Genomic DNA, 16,600 nt, shown 5'->3' on the forward strand with positions numbered 1-16,600 from the left:
TGTTCCTTAGGGTGACCGATAGATCGTCATCGATATGAAGGACCGGACCCGCCCATGAGCAACACCGCCACCGCCCCCACCGCCTCCCAGGGGGTGATGAAGGACCTGTCCTTCCTCGACCGCTGGTTGCCCGCCTGGATCATCGCCGCGATGCTCGCCGGCCTCCTGCTCGGCCGGTTCGTGCCGGGGCTGGACGCCGCCCTGGAGGCGGTGAGGGTGGGCGAGGTGTCCGTGCCCATCGCGATCGGGCTGCTGGTGATGATGTACCCGGTGCTCGCCAAGGTCCGCTACGACGAGACCCACCGCGTGGCCGGCGACCGACGGCTGATGGGCGCCTCCTTGGTGCTGAACTGGATCGTCGGGCCCGCGCTGATGTTCGCCCTGGCCTGGATCTTCCTGCCCGACCTGCCGGAGTACCGCACCGGGCTGATCATCGTGGGCCTGGCCCGGTGCATCGCCATGGTGCTGATCTGGAACGACCTGGCCTGCGGGGACCGGGAGGCGGCGGCCGTGCTGGTGGCGGTCAACTCCGTCTTCCAGGTCATCGCCTTCGGCGCCCTGGGCTGGTTCTACCTCCAGGTCCTGCCGTCCTGGCTGGGCCTGCCAACGACGTCGGCGGAGTTCTCGGTCTGGTCCATCGTCGTCTCCGTGCTGGTCTTCCTGGGCATCCCGCTGGTGGCCGGGTTCCTCACCCGCACCCTCGGCGAGAAGGCCAAGGGCCGCGACTGGTACGAGGGCACGTTCCTGCCGAAGCTCGGTCCCTGGGCCCTGTACGGGCTGCTGTTCACCATCGTGCTGCTCTTCGCCCTGCAGGGCGACGCGATCACCTCGAACCCCTGGGACGTGGTGCGCATCGCGTGGCCGCTGCTGGTCTACTTCTTCCTCATGTTCGGCATCGGGCTGCTCGTCTCCCGCGCCCTGGGGCTGAACTACGCGAAGTCCACCACCGTGGCCTTCACCGCCGCCGGCAACAACTTCGAGCTGGCCATCGCCGTGGCCATCGGCACCTTCGGGGTGACCTCCGGACAGGCCCTCGCCGGGGTGGTCGGCCCGCTGATCGAGGTGCCCGTGCTCGTGGCGCTGGTCTACGTGTCCCTGTGGGCCGGGCGGAAGCTCTTCCCCGGTGACCGTACCGTCCCCACCCGCTGACCCCGCGACCTTCCAGGAGCACCAGTTGAGCACCGAGACCACCAAGCCCTCCGTCCTGTTCGTCTGCGCCAAGAACGGCGGCAAGTCCCAGATGGCCGCCGCCCTCATGGACCACCACGCCGCGGGTGCTGTGGAGGTCCACTCCGCCGGCACCACACCGGGCAGCACGATCAACGCACTGTCCGCCGAGGTCGTCGCCGAGGTCGGGGCCGACATGTCCTCCGGCACCCCGAAGCCCATCGACCCCGAGCTGCTGCGCTCCGTGGACCGGGTCGTGGTCCTGGGCGACGAGGCGACGGTCGAGCCCGTCGCGGGCATGGCCGGCACCATCGAGACCTGGCACACCGACGAGCCCTCCACCCGAGGGATCGAGGGTGCCGAGCGGATGCGCCTGGTCCGCGACGACATCGACACCCGCGTGCAGCGGCTGCTCACCGAGCTCACCGACGGCACGCACGCCTGAACCGTCCCCCTCACCTCTTTCCCCGTCCGACAGAACGGATCACCCCATGAGCACCGACCCCACGTCCGCGGCCGAGACCACGGACAAGCCCTCCGTCCTGTTCGTGTGCGTGCACAACGCCGGGCGGTCCCAGATGGCCGCCGCCTACCTGACCCACCTCTCCGGAGGCCGCATCGAGGTCCGCTCGGCCGGCTCCGCCCCGGCCGACGCGGTGAACCCGGCCGCCGTGGAGGCCATGGCCGAGGAGGGCATCGACCTGAGCGCCCAGACCCCGAAGATCCTCACCGACCAGGCGGTGCAGGGATCCGACGTGGTGATCACCATGGGCTGCGGGGACGCCTGCCCGTTCCATCCGGGCAAGCGGTACGAGGACTGGGCCCTGGAAGACCCGGCCGGCAAGGGTGTGGAGGCCGTGCGGCCCATCCGCGACGAGATCAGGACCCGCGTCCAGACCCTGGTCTCCGAGCTGCTGCCGGCCGGCACCGCCGAGTGAGAGGTCCGCAGAACATGACCGGGAGCATCGATCTGCCCGTCGTCGTGATCGGCGCCGGGCCCGTCGGGCTGGCCGCCGCCGCGCACCTGCTCGAACGCGGCCTGACCCCGCTGGTCCTCGAGGCCGGCCCCCGGGCGGGGGCGGCGATCCGCGACTGGGGCCACACCCGCCTGTTCTCCCCGTGGCGCTACGACATCGACACGGCCGCCGCCCGTCTGCTGACCGGCACCGGCTGGACCGCCCCGGACCCCGAGGCGCTGCCGACCGGCGCCGAGCTGGTGGAGCAGTACCTGGAGCCCCTCGCGGCCGTCCTGGCGGAACGGATCCGCACCGGCGCCCGGGCGGTGGCCGTGTCCCGGGCGGGGATGGACAAGACCCGCACCGCCAACCGGCAGTCCACCCCGTTCCTGGTGCGCCTCCAGCGCACCGATGGCGCGGTGGAGGACGTCGAGGCGTCGGCGGTGATCGACGCCTCCGGCACCTGGGCGACGCCCAACCCGCTGGGCCAAGCCGGGCTACCCGCCCCCGGCGAGGCCGAGGCCGTGACCGCCGGGCGGATCACCGCCCCGCTGCCCGACGTCACCGGCCGGGACCGGCACCGTTTCTCCGGCCGCCACGTGCTCGTCGTGGGGGCCGGGCACTCCGCGGCCAACACCCTGCTCGAGCTCGGCGCCCTGGCCGAGACCGAGCCAGGCACCCGGATCTCCTGGGCCGTGCGCTCCGCCGACGTCACTCGGGTCTACGGCGGGGAGGACCGCGACGAACTGGCCGCCCGGGGCGCGCTGGGCACCCGGCTGTGCCACCTCGTGGAATCCGGGGTGATCGAAGTGCACACCTCCTTCACCATCACCCGCTTCACCTCGACCGCTGGCAGGTTGAGCGTCCGGGCCACCACCCCCACCGGGGACGCAGAACTCAGCGTGGATCTGCTGGTGCCGGCCACCGGCTTCCGCCCCGACCTCGCGATGCTCTCGGAGCTGCGCCTGGAGCTGGACCCGGCCGTCGACGCCCCGAAGCAGCTGGGACCGCTGATCGACCCGGAGTTCCACTCCTGCGGATCCGTGGCCCCGCACGGGGAGAAGCTGCTGGCCCACCCCGAGGCCGGCTTCTACATCGTGGGCATGAAGTCCTACGGACGTGCCCCCACCTTCCTCCTGGCCACCGGCTACGAGCAGGTCCGCTCCGTCGCCGCCGCCCTGGCCGGGGACCGGGAAGCCGCCGACGACGTGCAGCTGGTCCTGCCCGAGACCGGGGTGTGCTCCACCGATCTGGGTGGGTCCTGCGACCTGCCGGCCCTCGGGCCCGCGGGCGACAGCGGCGAGGAGCAGGGCTGCTGCGCCCCGCAGGCCGCCGAGGAGCCGGCCGAGGCCTGCTGCTCGAGCCCGCAGCCGGTGGCTCTCGAGCGTGCCCCGCTGCCGCTGCTGTCCTCGTCCTGCTGCTGAGCCGGCCCGCCTGCCACCGGCGCCGCCCGCGGCCGTCGCTCGCGGCCGTCGAGGTCCGGGTGCGTGCCCTCCGGGCCCGGGCCCGGCCGTGACGGGGCGGCCCGCGCCGGCCGGAGTGCTGCTCAGGCGCGGTCCCAGCCCTCCAGCCGGGGGAGCTGGTCGCGAGCCTCCTCGTGGGTCATGCCGGCCGCCTCGAGCAGGTCCACGACCATCGGCCGCATGTCCAGCACCAGGGTCTCGCCCTCCATCGTCCGCACCCCCATCTCGCGCGGGTGCAGCCGCCCGGCCACGTTCGCCAGCTCGTTGCGGGCCTGGCGCAGGTAGCTCTCCCGGGACCCGGGGGCGGCCACCGCCAGCGCGTTGCCCAGGGTGCTGACCGCGTCCGCGAGGTCGTCGAGGGCGTCGGTCAGGGCGGCCACGGCCTCGTCCGAGAGGGTCACGTGGTTGAGCACAGAGGCGAGCCGGCGGGTGAGCACCCGGGCGTTGCGCACGGCGAGGTCGAGATAGCGGATGGAGCGCCCGATGGTCTCGATCTCCGCGCGGCGGCCGCGGTACAGCGGGGAGGCCGTCGCGATCTCCACGGCGGACTTCAGCCCGGAGGTCACCGAGTCCACCAGCGGCTGGGTCTGGCGGGAGCGCACGAGGGCGTGCCAGGCGGCGGTGGCGTCGTAGTCCTCGACGGCGCGGCCGGCCTCCCGCAGCACCCCGGAGAACTCGTCGACCAGGGCCCGCAGGTCCTGGCGCGGCTGCCGCCGCGGGTCCGTGGGCACGAAGTAGGCCATGGCCAGGGCGCAGGCCCCGCCCACGACGGCGTCGGTGGAACGGGCGAACACGCCGTCCTGGGAGGGCGGGAGCAGGACCACGAGCACGGCCTGCAGGCCCATCTGCGTGGTGAACAGCGTGCCGTTGTCCAGGAAGCGGGCGAGCAGGATCGAGGTCATGAGCACCACCGCGGCCTGCCACACCCCGGTGCCCAGGACGTGGATCAGCGTGTCCCCCACGGCGATGCCGAGGGTGCAGCCGATCGAGACCTCGAGCACACGCCGGTAGCGCAGTCCGTCCTTGGCGAAGCCCAGGGCCACCAGGGCCGCGGTGGCGGCGAAGATCGGTCCGGAGTGGCCCAGGAGCCGCTCGGCGATCACGTAGGCCCCGACGCTCGCGACCGTGATCTGGAAGCTCTGCAGCAGACCCGTGCGGACCCGCGTCAGGCCGACCCTGGTGCGGCTGCGCACCGCACGGGCCGCGGCTCGTGCACGGTCGCCTGGCTGCATGGGCCCATCCTAGGGGAGCGGCCGGGGACCTCCGGCGGGCCGGCTCCGCTCCCGCGCCCCTTCACGGCACCGGGCAGGTCCCCGGTGTGAGTTGCGCGACCCTGCCCTGCCCTCGGGGCCTGTGTTCACCCTCCGTTCACCTTCGCGGGCCAATCTGGCTACCTGCGCTCCCTAAGGTCTCCCGGTGAGAGGTCCGCGGGACGACCGCAGATCCGCCTCTCGCACCGGCTCCGACGACATCCGGAGCGACGCTGGACGACGGCCCCTCGACGGGGCGCAACTGTGATCTGAAGGGGCTATCAAGTGAAGGTTTCCCACCTCGGCCGTTCCGCGGCCGTCCTGGCCATCGGCTCGCTCGCACTCACCGCGTGCGGTTCCGACAACGCGACGGGCGAAGCGACCGGCTCGGGCGAGTCCTCGGCCGCGGGCGCCGGAGTGTCGGGCACGCTCACCGGCATCGGCGCATCCTCCCAGCAGGCCGCGATGACCGCCTGGCAGAACGGTTTCCAGAGCGCCAACCCCGAGGCCCAGGTGCAGTACTCCCCGGACGGCTCCGGCGCCGGCCGGGAGGCCTTCGTCGCCGGCGGTGCCGACTTCGCCGGCACCGACGCCTACCTCGACGAGGAGGAGTACGAGGCGTCCAAGGAGGTCTGCGGGCCCGACGGCGGCTTCCACATCCCGGCCTACATCTCCCCGATCGCGGTGGCCTTCAACCTGCCCGGCGTGGAGACCGTGAACATGGACGGGCCCACCATCGCGCAGGTCTTCACCGGGGAGATCGACACCTGGAACGACCCGGCGATCGCCGAGCTCAACCCGGACGCCGACCTGCCGGACACCCCGATCACCGTGGTGCACCGCAACGACGAGTCCGGCACCACGGAGAACTTCCAGGAGTACCTGGCCGCGGCCGCCCCCGAGGTGTGGACCGAGGAGGTCTCGGGCAACTGGCCCTCGCAGTGGGCCGCCGAGAACAACAAGGGCACCGCCGGGGTGGTGCAGTCCACCAGCTCCACCGAGGGCGCGATCACCTACGCCGACGCCTCTGCCGTGGGTGACCTCGGCACCGTGGCAGTGGGCGTGGGCGAGGAGTACGTCCCGTACTCCGCCGAGGCCGCCGCCACCGCGGTGGAGAACTCCACCCCCGTCGAGGGGCGCGCCGAGTACGACATGGCGATGGACCTCGAGCGCGACACCACCGAGTCCGGGGCCTACCCGATCGTGCTCGTGTCCTACCACCTGTACTGCTCGCAGTACGATTCTCAGGAGACCGCTGACCTCGCCAAGGCGTTCGGCTCGTACGTCATCAGCGAGGAGGGGCAGCAGGCCGCGGCCGACGCCGCCGGCTCGGCCCCGATGTCCGAGAACCTGCGCAGCTCCGCGCAGGAGGCGATCGACCAGATCACGGTCGCCGGCTGATCCAGTTCTGCTGGTCCCGTTCGGTGCGGGCCCGGGCCCGTGGCCCGTGCTCGCGCCGAACGGGACATTTGTGTGTGAGGCGCCTCCGCCGTGAGGAGCGTCACCGGACCCAGGCGCCGGGGCACAACCCCGTCCCGGTGCGACCCGTGTCAGGCAATCGAAGGGGCACCCGACATGTCCACCACCGTCACCGCCAGGAAGACCGCCTCCGGCGGCAGGGCCGGCGACTCGATCTTCTCCGGGCTCAGCCTCGGGGCCGGCGTGCTGATCCTCGCGGTCCTCGCCGCCGTGGCCCTGTTCCTGTTCCTGCAGGCGCTGCCCACCTTCCAGGCGCCCGCGGAGGACGTCTCCGGCGGCGCCGGCTTCTGGTCCTACATCTGGCCCATGGTCATCGGCACCGTGGTGGCCGCCGTCATCGCCCTGGTGATCGCGACCCCGATCGGGGTGCTTGTGGCGCTGTACATCTCCCACTACGCGCCGGCGCGGATCGCCAAGCCCGTGGGCTACGTCATCGACCTGCTGGCGGCGATCCCCTCGGTGATCTACGGGGCCTGGGGCACCACGGTGCTCGCCTCGTCGATGGTGCCCTTCTACGCCTGGCTCTCCGGCAACCTGGGGTTCATCCCCTTCTTCGCCGGCCCGCCCTCCCAGACCGGCAAGACGATGCTCACGGCCGGTGTGGTGCTGGCGATCATGATCCTGCCGATCATCACGGCGATGTCGCGCGAGCTGTTCGTCCAGACGCCCAAGCTGCACGAGGAGGCCGCACTGGCCCTCGGCGCCACCCGGTGGGAGATGATCCGGATGACGGTGCTCCCGTTCGCCCGTCCGGGCATCGTCTCGGCCGTGATGCTCGCGCTGGGCCGGGCCCTCGGGGAGACCATGGCGGTGGCCCTGGTGCTCTCCAGCGGCCCGCTCACCACGTCCCTGGTCCAGTCCGGCAACCAGACCATTGCTGCGGAGATCGCCCTGAACTTCCCGGAGGCCTACGGCCTTCGCCTGTCCGAGCTCATCGCGGCCGGCCTGATCCTGTTCGTGATCACACTGGTCGTGAACATGATCGCCCGCGCCATCGTCGCCCGCTACAAGGAATTCTCGGGAGCCAACTGATGTTCAACACCGCCCTCCGCAACCCCGCTCCCGTGCGTCCGTCCTCGCCGCGCCGGTCGACGCTCACCCGCAACCAGAAGCCCGCATGGCTGGTGCCCGCGATCGGTGCGGCCGCCGTGGTGGTGGGCGCGGCCCTCGCGGCGCTGTTCGGCTTCTCCGTGGCCCTGTGGGCTGTCCTGGCCGCCGTGGTGTTCCTGATCGCAGCACCGGTCGCCGTGACGGCGGTCGAGGGCCCGCGCAACGGCGCGGACTCCCTGATGACCTACCTGGTCTACACGGCGTTCGTGCTGGCCGTGATCCCGCTGATCTCCGTGGTCTGGACGGTGCTGGCCAACGGGCTGCCCGGTCTGACCTCGAACCTGCTGCTGACGTCCATGAACGGTGTCACCGGAGCCACGGACAACGCCGCCGCCGCGGGGGAGAGCCCGGTGCTGGGCGGGGCGTACCACGCCATCGTCGGGACGGTCTCGATCACGTTCTGGGCCACCCTCCTGTCGGTGCCGATCGGGCTCCTGACCGCCATCTACCTCGTCGAGTACTCGAAGGGCGGCTGGCTCGGCAAGAGCATCACGTTCTTCGTCGACGTCATGACCGGCATTCCCTCGATCGTGGCCGGCCTGTTCGCCGCGGCCCTGTTCGGCCTGCTGCTCGGCCCGTCCACCCGCTTCGGCTTCGTGGCGGCGGTGGCCCTGACCGTGCTCATGATCCCCACGGTGGTGAAGAACACCGAGGAGATGCTGAAGATCGTCCCCAACGAGCTGCGCGAGGCCGCCTACGCCCTGGGCGTGCGCAAGTGGCGGACCATTCTCAAGGTCGTCATCCCCACCGCGATCTCCGGGATCGCGTCCGGGGTGACGCTGGCGATCGCCCGCGTGATCGGCGAGACCGCCCCGCTGCTGGTCACCGCCGGCTTCGCCACGGCCATCAACTGGAACTCCTTCTCGGGATGGATGACCACCCTGCCGACGTTCATCTACTACCAGATCATGACCCCCACGTCCCCCACGAGCCCCGACCCCTCACAGCAGCGGGCGTGGGCGGCGGCGCTGATCCTGATCCTGATCGTGATGCTGCTCAACCTTGTGGCCCGTCTCGTGGCCCGGGCGTTCGCCCCCAAGACCGCCGGCCGCTGAGCTCCGCACACACCTCTGCACACACCTCTGCGAAGAAAAGAGCAAGGAACACACCATGTCCAAGCGAATCGACGTCGACCACCTGAACGTCTACTACGGCGATTTCCTGGCCGTGGAGGACGTGAGCATGGGGATCGACGCCCGGTCGGTGACCGCCTTCATCGGTCCGTCCGGCTGCGGCAAGTCGACCTTCCTGCGTACCCTCAACCGCATGCACGAGGTGATCCCCGGTGCCCGCGCGGAGGGCCAGGTGCTCCTCGACGGCGACGACCTCTACGGCCAGGGCGTGGACCCGGTCGTGGTGCGCTCCATGATCGGCATGGTCTTCCAGCGCCCGAACCCCTTCCCCACCATGTCCATCCGGGACAACGTGCTCGCGGGCGTGAAGCTGAACAGCAAGCGGATCTCCCGGGGGGACGCCGACGCGCTGGTGGAGAGCTCCCTGCAGGGCGCCAACCTGTGGAACGAGGTCAAGGACCGCCTCGACAAGCCGGGTTCCAGCCTCTCCGGCGGCCAGCAGCAGCGCCTGTGCATCGCCCGGGCGATCGCGGTGAAGCCGGACGTGATCCTCATGGACGAGCCGGCATCCGCCCTGGACCCGATCTCCACCCTGGCGATCGAGGACCTGATCAACGAGCTCAAGCAGGACTACACCGTGGTGATCGTGACCCACAACATGCAGCAGGCCTCCCGCATCTCGGACCGGACGGCGTTCTTCAACATCCAGGGCACCGGCAAGCCCGGCAAGCTCATCGAGTACGGCCCCACCTCGGAGATCTTCTCCAACCCGAAGCAGCAGCAGACCGAGGACTACGTCTCCGGCCGCTTCGGCTGAGCCGACGCGCCGACGACGACGGGCGCCGCCCCCACCGGGGGAGGCGCCCGTCGTCGTCGGCGGAGGGTGTGGGGACGGCCCGGCCGCGGGCGCGCTACAGCAGGGGCGAGAGCGCCAGCAGCAGCGTGGCCGAGACGACCCCGCAGACCGGGACCGTCACGACCCATACGAGGACCACCCGCCGCACCACGCGGACGTTGACCGTGTGGAAGCGCTGCTGCCGCCCGGCCCCGAGGATCGCCGCGGCGGCCGTCTGGGAGGTCGACATCGCCACCGGGATGAGCGTCCCGCCGAGGAACAGCAGGGAGCCCGCCACGCCCTGGGCCACAGCCCCGCGGAACGGGTCGATGGTGACCATCCGGGAGGACAGCGTGTAGGCGATCCGCCAGGCCCCGAACAGGGTCCCCACGGCCAGCCCCACCGCGACGAGGACCAGGATCCACGGTTCGCGGCCCTGCGCCGAGACGGGCAGGCCGGCGCAGAGCAGCAGCGTGGTGAACACCCAGACGGCCCGCCGCCCGTGGGTGAGCCCGTGGCCGAAGGCGATGGCCGCGGCGCCGGTGGCCTGGGCCACCTGGGAGCGGAAGGTGGTGGTCGAGGGCTCGGAGTGGCGCAGCAGGTGCAGCAGCGGGACCACCAGCGCCCAGGCCAGCCCGTAGGCCAGCAGGGGGGCCACCAGGAGCGGGACGGCGAGCTGGGACAGCACCTCCCCGGTCAGGGGGTCCTGCTCGGTCAGGTCCACGGCCCGGGCCCCCAGCAGCGCCCCGAGCAGCCCGCCCAGCAGCGCGGTGGTCGAGGAGGACGGCATGCCCAGCCACCAGGTGAGGACGTTCCAGGCGATCGTGCTCGCCAGGGCGCACACCAGCGCCGCCGAGCCCACCGTGTTCAGCGGCACGGGGGTGGCCGGGATGATCCAGTCGGTCAGGAGCCAGCCGGCCGTGAAGACCCCGGCCGCGTTCACCAGGGCGCTCAGCACCAGCCCGATCTTGGGGGTCAGCGCCCGGGAGCGGACCGGCAGCGCGAGGGCGTTGGGGGCGTCGTGAAAACCGTTGACCACCACGTGGACGGCGGCGAGGACCAGGCCCAGGACCGTGAGCAGCACCAGCACCGCGGCTCAGGACTCCGCCACGACGATGCGGCCTACCTCGGTGGACACGCGCACCAGCGCCCGGGCCGCCTCCACGAAGCGCTGGACGGACTGCTGCCGGCGCAGGGCCGGGATCGCCTTGTGGTGCTCCAGCAGATGGGCCATGTGCAGCTGGTGGATCCGCTCCGCCTGCTTGCCCAGGCGCAGCATCTCGTACCAGTAGTCGTCGAGGCCCTGCAGGCCGGCGAGGTCGCGCATGGCACGGGTGGTCAGCTCGGACATGCGCACGATCACCCCGAGCTGGTCGGTGGCGTACGAGGGCGGCCGGGTGAGTCCGTGGGCGACGTGCGCCTCGGCCACGGCCAGGAGCTCCTCAGCGGCCTTGTTGAGCCAGTGCCCCAGCACGTAGACGTCCTGCCGGGGGACGGGGATCACGAACGTGGAGCGCACCGTGGTCATCACGGAGAAGTAGAGGTCGGTGGAGCGGGCCTCGCACTCCCGGATCGCGTCGAGGGTCGCGACGTCCACCTCGGGGGACCCGATCAGCTCCGACAGGAGGCGGACGGACTCCGTCACCTGTCCCGACATGTCGGCCAGCAGGTCCAGGACCAGTTCGTCCTCCGGGAAGATGCGAAGCGCCATCTGGTGACCATCCTGGACGTCGGGGCCGGCGCCGCGGAGCACGGCGGGCTTCACTGTACACGGCACAGTCGAACGCCCCGCGGCCCGCGGGCGGCGGGGGAGGAGGGAAGGGGGCGGTGCCGGACCGGGAGCGCCTCTCGGCGGAAGGCCGCTCGTGGCGGCTATGAGATGGAGCCCGGGGCTGCCGCGGCCCGGCACCTGCAGTCCATGGTAGTCCACGTGCCCCGCAGGCCAAGCCCGGCGGCTGTGGCCTCCCGCACGGCCGGGGGTGGCCGGGATCTCAGTCCAGGTGCCCGCGGCGCCAGGCGTTGGCCGAGGCCTCCAGCTCCTCCGCGGTGCGCTCGAGGCGCTGGGTCAGGGCCACGGTGCTCGGTCCCCGGGGCGCGTGCTCGTGCAGGACCGGCAGCTGCCCCGTGTCGGCCAGCCGGATCCGGCCCAGGGCGATCACGCGGCAGAAGGCCGCGAACCGGTCCAGGGCGACGTCGAACTCGCCGTTGAACGCCCCGGAGAGGATGGCGTCCGCCATGGTGGTGATCTCCTCGGCCCCGGGAGGCTCCGCCACGCCGGCGACCACGTGGGAGACCTGGGCGGTGCCCCGCCCCGCGGCGAAGTACCGGCCCATCCGCACGGGATCCTTCCGCACCCCGGCGCGCAGGGCGTAGAGCCGCCACAGCGCCCCGGGGAGCGAGACCGCCGGGGCCTCCGCCCACATCTCGGCGATGCCCTCCAGGCCCTGCTCGTCGGTCAGCTCGATGAGCCGGCGGCTGATCTCCGGGTCGTCGCTGGCCCGCCCCCGGGAGACCAGGGCGTGGGCCGCGAGGTGCGCCGCCTCCGAGACCCGGGCCGGGTCCGGGCCGCCCTCGTGGGCGTCGAACTGCTCGGGGGAGAACTTCACCGGCTTGTGGTGGCGGGGGACGTCGCTCATGCGTCCAGGGTACGGCCGCGGTTCCCGCCGGGCCACGGAGCGCTCACCAGTCGCTGGCCGAGGCGTGCACCGCCGCGTCCCGCCACTGCTGGTCCGCCCGCTCGAAGCCGTCCCGGGCCAGCGCCTTCCACAGCCGCAGACCCAGCGCCGGGTCCTCCTGCTCGAGCTCCGCGAGCGTCTGCGGGGACAGGACCCGGGCGGTGACGTCGGTGACCGCGCTGAGGGTCGCGTGCTGCTTGTCGCCGGTGCCCAGGGCGAGCTCGCCGAAGCTCATGCCGGGGCCCAGCACCTGCAGCTCCACGCGCTCCCCGGACGGCGTGCGCAGGGACATCGACACGTCGCCGCTCACGATGAGGTGGATGCCGGCGAAGTTCTGGCCGGTGCGCAGGATGTTCTCCCCCGCCGCCCACGTGCGCTCCACGGTGAGGACGCGCAGCGCGCGGGCGTCCGCGGGCTCCAGCCGGGAGAACAGCTCCGACTCGACGGGCTTGACCCGGGACGGGGTGCACTCCGGCCCGCCGTGCTCCTCGAGCAGCGCGTCCTCGACCCACTTGATGGCCGCCGCACGGCTCGGGAAGACCTCCAGCGGCGGATCGCCCCGGAAGGAGCGGCCGAAGTCGGGATTTCCGGCGACCACCACCACGGTGCGCCCGGCCGCGTGCAGCTCCTGCCGGGTCCGGGCCAGCATCGGCATCGCGTAGTCGGCGATGACGTCCACCCGGCGCAGGTCCACCACCACGTAGGAGGCGTCGTAGGCGACGTCGCGGACGGTGCGGATCGCCGTCTCCGTGCCCGTGAACAGCAGGTCGCCCTGCAGCTCGACGACGACGGCGTCCGTCCCGTGCTCGGCCAGCACGGCCTCGGCGTCGGCGTTGCGCCGCACCAGGGACGGGGACTGGTCGATCGGGTAGCTGGCCCGCACCGTGGACCGGGCCACCCGGGCGGTGTGCGTGAAGTGCAGGTCGAGGTCCTGGGAGAGCCGCTCGCACGCGAGCACCCCGCGCACGCTGTTGCCGTGCCGGTCCAGGGCGGGGGAGAAGGTCGCCACCGCCAGCTCGCCCGGCAGGACGGCGATGATGCCCCCGCCCACCCCGGACTTGGCGGGCAGTCCCACCCGCACCATCCACTCGCCGGCGTCGTCGTACATCCCGCAGGAGCTCATGACGGACAGGACCCGGGACACGGTCTCGGCGTCGAAGACCTCCTCACCGGTGAGCGGGTTGGTGCCCGCGTTGGCCAGGGTGGCGCCCATCAGGGCGAGGTCGCGGCAGGTGACCAGCACGGAGCACTGGGCGAAGTAGTCCTCGAGCGCCTGCGCGGGGTCGCCCTCGATGATCCCGGCGGAGGCCAGCAGGTAGCCCAGGGCCCGGTTGCGGTCCCCGGCGTCGTGCTCCTGGGCGAGGACCTCGGTGCTGATGGCCAGGTCCCGACCCGCGCAGCGGGAGTAGGCCTCGCGGATCCGGTCCCGGCGCAGGTCGCGGTCGCTGTCCGGGACCAGCCACGTCGAGGCGATCGCCCCGGCGTTGATCATGGGGTTGGCCGGGCGTCCGGTGCCGGGCTGGAGCGAGATCTCGTTGTAGGCGTCCCCGCTGGGCTCCACGTCCATCTTCGCGTGCACGGCCTCCGCCCCGAGGTCGTGCAGGGCCAGGGCGTAGGTGAAGGCCTTGGAGATCGACTGGAGGCTGAACTCGTCCCGTGTGCTGCCGGCCTCGTACACGTGGCCGTCCGCGGTGGCGATGACGATGCCGAAGCGCTCCGGGTCCGCCTCCGCGAGGGCCGGGATGGAGGAGCTGGGGGCGCCGCCGCGCTCGTCGCGCAGCTGCTCCACCACCTGCTCGAGGTACGCGGTGACGGCCGAGGGGCCGAAGAGCCCCGTCTCGGCGCGCTCTTCTTCCTCGGTGCTCGGCTGTGGCACGGGCGGTCTCCTCCGGTCGGGTCGGTGTGCACGGTGCTCACGGCCACTCTAGGCGGGCGCGCCGGAGCGCTCGCCGGCTCCCCCTCTCCCCGGGCGGGGCGGGGGCCCGGGCGCACGGGGACCGTGCGGTAGAGTGGTGCCCGCTCCGGACCGGCCGCGCCCCGTGCCCGCCGACCGGGCGCGGGCCTCTAGCTCAGTTGGTAGAGCAGTGGACTTTTAATCCATGGGTCGTGGGTTCGAGCCCCACGGGGCCCACACGTTCGAAGGGCCTCCTTCCCCGCCCGGGAAGGAGGCCCTTCCGCGCTCCCGGGCCCGGCCAGGACGGTGCGCGGTGCGGTGACGGCCGCGCCCGGGGAGCGCGGTGCGGCCGCGGATCCGTGGTGCTGGGCCTACTCGAGCAGGCCCAGCGCCTCGTCGATGCGATCGCGCAGGACCCTGGCCTGGGCCACGGTCCAGGCCTCGTGGCCGATGTGCAGGACCACGCCGTCCGGGTGGGCGTAGGACCCGTCCGGGGTGGTGACGACCTCCCACGTCTCGAGCAGGGCCACCGGCGACGGACCGGCGAGGGACCGGGCGGGCAGCTCCCGCGAGTTGGTGACCGTCTCGGGATCGGTCACCTCCTGAGCCGTGGCCCAGGGGGGACGGGGGACGAGAGTGGTGTTCTCGTGCATGGGAGTGCCTTCCGGGGGAGTGGGGTGTACCCATGTTCCTGCATGCGGGCACGGAACCCGGCGAGCGGGCCGCGTGTGTCGCGCCGCGGGGCGAGGAGTGGACGTACGTCGACCCGGCCCGGACCTTCGTCGCGCGAGCGGGACGCCCGCTACGGCCCGTCGAGCTGCTCGGAGGGGGTGGGCACCGACTCGGGGCCCGGCTGGTCCGGGGCCGGTGCCTCCGATCCGACCTGCGCCTCGCCCGGGGCGCCCTCCGGCGTGGGGGTGGTGGTCTCGGGCGGCGGCGGGCTGAAGGTGCTCGTGGGGGAGGTCTCGGAGGACGTCGCGGGGGCGGTCGTCCCGTCCTCCTGCGCGTCGTCGCAGCCGGTCAGCGCGAGGGCGAGCAGTGCCGCGGCGGGGATGATCCGGCGCATTCGGGTGGTCCTCTCGGTCGGTGACTCCTCCACGGTATCCGGACCGGACCCGATCCGCGGGGACCCGGACGCCCGGGCCGCCGGATCAGCGCAGGCCGATGGAGTCGAGGGCCTCCTGCGCCTCCGTCCGGAGGTTGTCCGGCAGCGGGGCGCTCTGCACGGCCTCCGCCGCCGCCCGCTGGCCCTCCTCGCTGACCACGTAGTGGCCGAACGCCCGGGCCAGCTCGAGCACCTCCGGGTCCGTGTAGCTCGTGCAGTAGACGTGGTAGGACACCAGCACCACCGGGTACGCGCCGGCAGCGTCCGGCTCGCGGTCCAGCTCGAGGGCGATGTCGTGCGGGCCGGTGCCCTCCACGCGGGAGGCCTCGCCGACCGCGGTGCCGGCCGCCTCCCCGGACACGGCCACGTACTCGGAGCCCACCTTCACCCGGGCCTTGCCGAGGGACTCGTCCACGAGCGAGTCGTCCGCGTAGGTCACGGCGCCCTCGGTCCCGGCGGTGAGGCTCACCACCCCGGCGTTGCCCTGGGACCGCTCGGTGGGCAGGCTGCCCGGCCAGCTCCCGTCCTCCTCGTCCGGCCACGCCTCCGGGGCCACCGAGTGCAGGTAGTCGGTGAAGTTCTCCGTGGTGCCGGAGTCGTCGGCGCGCGCGATCGGCGTGATCGGCAGGTCCGGTAGGTCGACGCCCTCGTTCTGGGCGGCGATGGCCGGGTCGTCCCAGCGGGTGATCTCGCCGCGGAAGATGCCGGCGATGGTCGTGGCGTCCAGGTTCAGCTCCTGGATGCCGGGCAGATTGAAGGCGACGCTGATGGGGGAGATGTACACCGGGATGTTGATCGCCCCGTCCGGGCCGCAGAACTGCCGGACCTCGGCCTGCTCCTCCTCGTCCAGATAGGCGTCCGAGCCGGCGAAGTCCGTGCCGCCGCCCACCAGCGCGCTGCGCCCGGCGCCGGAACCGGCCGAGAGGTACTGCACCTGCGCGTCCGGGTGCCTCGACTCGAACCCGCTGCGCCACGTGAGCATGGCCGCGTTCTGCGCCGAGGAGCCGACTCCGGTGAGGATCCCGGACAGGTCGGATCCGCCCTGCTCCGCGGCCCGGCGCTGCTCCTCCCCGAGGGGGTAGTCGGAGCCGCACCCGGCCAGCGCCGTCAGCGCCAGGGCCGTCACCGCACCGGTCCGGAGCAGTCGGACGGTCCTGGTCCGTCGGCGCGGGCGCGAAGCGTTGAGCATGGAGAGATCTCCTCGGAAGCGGTGGAGCGGTGCGGCAGCCGCGGGTGCGCGGGCCCGGCCGTCCAGCTTACTCGGAGACGGACGGCGTCGCCGGGCGAGTGCGGGCCGGGGTGCCCGTCCCGTCTCCTAGGGTGGGTCCCATGGAGAAGCTGTCCGGGTCCTGGCGCCGGGTGTTCAACAAGTTCTGGTTCGTCCCCGCCGTGTGCGTGGTGGCCGCCGTCGTGCTGGCGCAGTCCGTGGTGGCCGTGGACCGGTGGCTGCCCGAGACCCTGGACTCGCCCTGGATCTCGTGGCTCTACGCGGTGGGCATCGACGGGTCCCGGGGGATGCTCTCGGCCATCGGCGGGTCGATGCTCGCGGTGGCCGCGACCGCGTTCTCGATCACCATCTCGGTGGTCGCCACG

The 16,600-nt window shown here is 72.5% G+C and carries 17 protein-coding genes and 1 tRNA gene; 10 read left to right on the forward strand and 8 right to left on the reverse strand.

Annotation, left to right across the window (positions count from 1 at the left end):
* The first annotated feature begins 54 nt into the window (after window positions 1-54).
* The 4 genes from arsB (at window position 55) to ABL57_RS20030 (ending at window position 3,547) form a co-directional block, all read left to right on the forward strand.
* Window positions 55-1,149 carry an ACR3 family arsenite efflux transporter gene (gene arsB, locus ABL57_RS20015; RefSeq protein ID WP_047805245.1) on the forward strand — a complete coding sequence of 365 codons (1,095 nt, stop codon included), beginning with the start codon at window positions 55-57 and terminating at the stop codon, window positions 1,147-1,149.
* A 91-nt stretch (window positions 1,150-1,240) separates the two neighbouring features.
* The gene (locus ABL57_RS20020) at window positions 1,241-1,612 is read left to right on the forward strand and encodes a low molecular weight phosphatase family protein (RefSeq protein WP_047805262.1); all 372 of its coding nucleotides are present in this window, start codon (window positions 1,241-1,243) and stop codon (window positions 1,610-1,612) included.
* Window positions 1,613-1,658: 46 nt separating this feature from the next.
* Entirely contained in the window at window positions 1,659-2,105 is a 447-nt protein-coding gene (locus ABL57_RS20025) for an arsenate reductase ArsC (RefSeq protein ID WP_047805246.1), read from the forward strand.
* A gap of 14 nt (window positions 2,106-2,119) precedes the next feature.
* Entirely contained in the window at window positions 2,120-3,547 is a 1,428-nt protein-coding gene (locus ABL57_RS20030) for an FAD-dependent oxidoreductase (RefSeq protein WP_047805247.1), read from the forward strand.
* Between the two features lie 122 nt (window positions 3,548-3,669).
* On the opposite strand, the gene ABL57_RS20035 is transcribed toward ABL57_RS20030, so the two are convergent.
* Complete coding sequence (locus ABL57_RS20035; protein WP_047805248.1) at window positions 3,670-4,818, reverse strand: aromatic acid exporter family protein; 1,149 nt, start codon at window positions 4,816-4,818, stop codon at window positions 3,670-3,672.
* Between the two features lie 303 nt (window positions 4,819-5,121).
* On the opposite strand from ABL57_RS20035, the gene pstS (ABL57_RS20040) reads away from it, so the two are divergent.
* From pstS (ABL57_RS20040) to pstB, 4 genes are all read left to right on the forward strand, one after another.
* The gene (gene pstS / locus ABL57_RS20040; protein ID WP_047805249.1) at window positions 5,122-6,237 is read left to right on the forward strand and encodes a phosphate ABC transporter substrate-binding protein PstS; all 1,116 of its coding nucleotides are present in this window, start codon (window positions 5,122-5,124) and stop codon (window positions 6,235-6,237) included.
* A gap of 174 nt (window positions 6,238-6,411) precedes the next feature.
* Entirely contained in the window at window positions 6,412-7,347 is a 936-nt protein-coding gene (pstC, locus tag ABL57_RS20045; RefSeq protein ID WP_047805250.1) for a phosphate ABC transporter permease subunit PstC, read from the forward strand.
* Entirely contained in the window at window positions 7,347-8,480 is a 1,134-nt protein-coding gene (pstA, locus tag ABL57_RS20050) for a phosphate ABC transporter permease PstA (RefSeq protein WP_047805251.1), read from the forward strand. Before pstC ends, pstA begins: the two co-directional genes overlap by 1 nt.
* A gap of 55 nt (window positions 8,481-8,535) precedes the next feature.
* The gene (gene pstB / locus ABL57_RS20055; protein WP_047805252.1) at window positions 8,536-9,315 is read left to right on the forward strand and encodes a phosphate ABC transporter ATP-binding protein PstB; all 780 of its coding nucleotides are present in this window, start codon (window positions 8,536-8,538) and stop codon (window positions 9,313-9,315) included.
* A gap of 94 nt (window positions 9,316-9,409) precedes the next feature.
* Here pstB and ABL57_RS20060 read toward each other — a convergent pair whose 3' ends face one another.
* The 4 genes from ABL57_RS20060 to glsA form a co-directional block, all read right to left on the reverse strand.
* A complete protein-coding gene (locus tag ABL57_RS20060; protein ID WP_047805253.1) occupies window positions 9,410-10,423 on the reverse strand; it encodes an inorganic phosphate transporter in 1,014 nt (337 codons plus the stop codon).
* 6 nt (window positions 10,424-10,429) lie between these two features.
* Window positions 10,430-11,044, reverse strand: coding sequence for a DUF47 domain-containing protein (locus ABL57_RS20065; RefSeq protein WP_047805254.1), 615 nt, complete (start codon window positions 11,042-11,044; stop codon window positions 10,430-10,432).
* Window positions 11,045-11,324: 280 nt separating this feature from the next.
* Window positions 11,325-11,969, reverse strand: a complete 645-nt coding sequence (locus ABL57_RS20070; protein ID WP_047805255.1) for a hypothetical protein — start codon at window positions 11,967-11,969, stop codon at window positions 11,325-11,327.
* 43 nt (window positions 11,970-12,012) lie between these two features.
* The gene (gene glsA, locus ABL57_RS20075) at window positions 12,013-13,884 is read right to left on the reverse strand and encodes a glutaminase A (RefSeq protein WP_047805256.1); all 1,872 of its coding nucleotides are present in this window, start codon (window positions 13,882-13,884) and stop codon (window positions 12,013-12,015) included.
* A 182-nt stretch (window positions 13,885-14,066) separates the two neighbouring features.
* Between glsA and ABL57_RS20080 the strand changes: the two genes are divergently transcribed.
* Window positions 14,067-14,139, forward strand: a tRNA-Lys gene (locus tag ABL57_RS20080).
* A gap of 134 nt (window positions 14,140-14,273) precedes the next feature.
* On the opposite strand, the gene ABL57_RS20085 is transcribed toward ABL57_RS20080, so the two are convergent.
* From ABL57_RS20085 to pstS (ABL57_RS20095), 3 genes are all read right to left on the reverse strand, one after another.
* The gene (locus ABL57_RS20085; protein WP_047805257.1) at window positions 14,274-14,555 is read right to left on the reverse strand and encodes a hypothetical protein; all 282 of its coding nucleotides are present in this window, start codon (window positions 14,553-14,555) and stop codon (window positions 14,274-14,276) included.
* 149 nt (window positions 14,556-14,704) lie between these two features.
* Window positions 14,705-14,968, reverse strand: a complete 264-nt coding sequence (locus ABL57_RS22570) for a hypothetical protein (RefSeq protein ID WP_047805258.1) — start codon at window positions 14,966-14,968, stop codon at window positions 14,705-14,707.
* 85 nt (window positions 14,969-15,053) lie between these two features.
* Window positions 15,054-16,196 carry a phosphate ABC transporter substrate-binding protein PstS gene (pstS, locus tag ABL57_RS20095; protein WP_047805259.1) on the reverse strand — a complete coding sequence of 381 codons (1,143 nt, stop codon included), beginning with the start codon at window positions 16,194-16,196 and terminating at the stop codon, window positions 15,054-15,056.
* Between the two features lie 140 nt (window positions 16,197-16,336).
* On the opposite strand from pstS (ABL57_RS20095), the gene ABL57_RS20100 reads away from it, so the two are divergent.
* A partial coding sequence (locus ABL57_RS20100) for a DUF2254 family protein (RefSeq protein ID WP_047805260.1) occupies window positions 16,337-16,600 on the forward strand: 264 nt, incomplete at its 3' end.

The sequence above is a fragment of the Kocuria sp. SM24M-10 genome (assembly GCF_001027955.1).
In the GTDB taxonomy this organism is placed as follows: Bacteria; Actinomycetota; Actinomycetes; order Actinomycetales; family Micrococcaceae; genus Kocuria; species Kocuria oceani.

Coding starts and splice junctions, on each gene's coding strand:
- arsB (WP_047805245.1), top strand. CDS start 55: ATGAGCAACACCGCCACCGCCCCCACCGCCTCCCAGGGGGTGATGAAG.
- ABL57_RS20020 (WP_047805262.1), top strand. CDS start 1,241: ATGGCCGCCGCCCTCATGGACCACCACGCCGCGGGTGCTGTGGAGGTC.
- ABL57_RS20025 (WP_047805246.1), top strand. CDS start 1,659: ATGAGCACCGACCCCACGTCCGCGGCCGAGACCACGGACAAGCCCTCC.
- ABL57_RS20030 (WP_047805247.1), top strand. CDS start 2,120: ATGACCGGGAGCATCGATCTGCCCGTCGTCGTGATCGGCGCCGGGCCC.
- ABL57_RS20035 (WP_047805248.1), bottom strand. CDS start 4,818: ATGCAGCCAGGCGACCGTGCACGAGCCGCGGCCCGTGCGGTGCGCAGC.
- pstC (WP_047805250.1), top strand. CDS start 6,412: ATGTCCACCACCGTCACCGCCAGGAAGACCGCCTCCGGCGGCAGGGCC.
- pstA (WP_047805251.1), top strand. CDS start 7,347: ATGTTCAACACCGCCCTCCGCAACCCCGCTCCCGTGCGTCCGTCCTCG.
- pstB (WP_047805252.1), top strand. CDS start 8,536: ATGTCCAAGCGAATCGACGTCGACCACCTGAACGTCTACTACGGCGAT.
- ABL57_RS20065 (WP_047805254.1), bottom strand. CDS start 11,044: ATGGCGCTTCGCATCTTCCCGGAGGACGAACTGGTCCTGGACCTGCTG.
- ABL57_RS20070 (WP_047805255.1), bottom strand. CDS start 11,969: ATGAGCGACGTCCCCCGCCACCACAAGCCGGTGAAGTTCTCCCCCGAG.
- ABL57_RS20085 (WP_047805257.1), bottom strand. CDS start 14,555: ATGCACGAGAACACCACTCTCGTCCCCCGTCCCCCCTGGGCCACGGCT.
- ABL57_RS22570 (WP_047805258.1), bottom strand. CDS start 14,968: ATGCGCCGGATCATCCCCGCCGCGGCACTGCTCGCCCTCGCGCTGACC.
- pstS (WP_047805259.1), bottom strand. CDS start 16,196: ATGCTCAACGCTTCGCGCCCGCGCCGACGGACCAGGACCGTCCGACTG.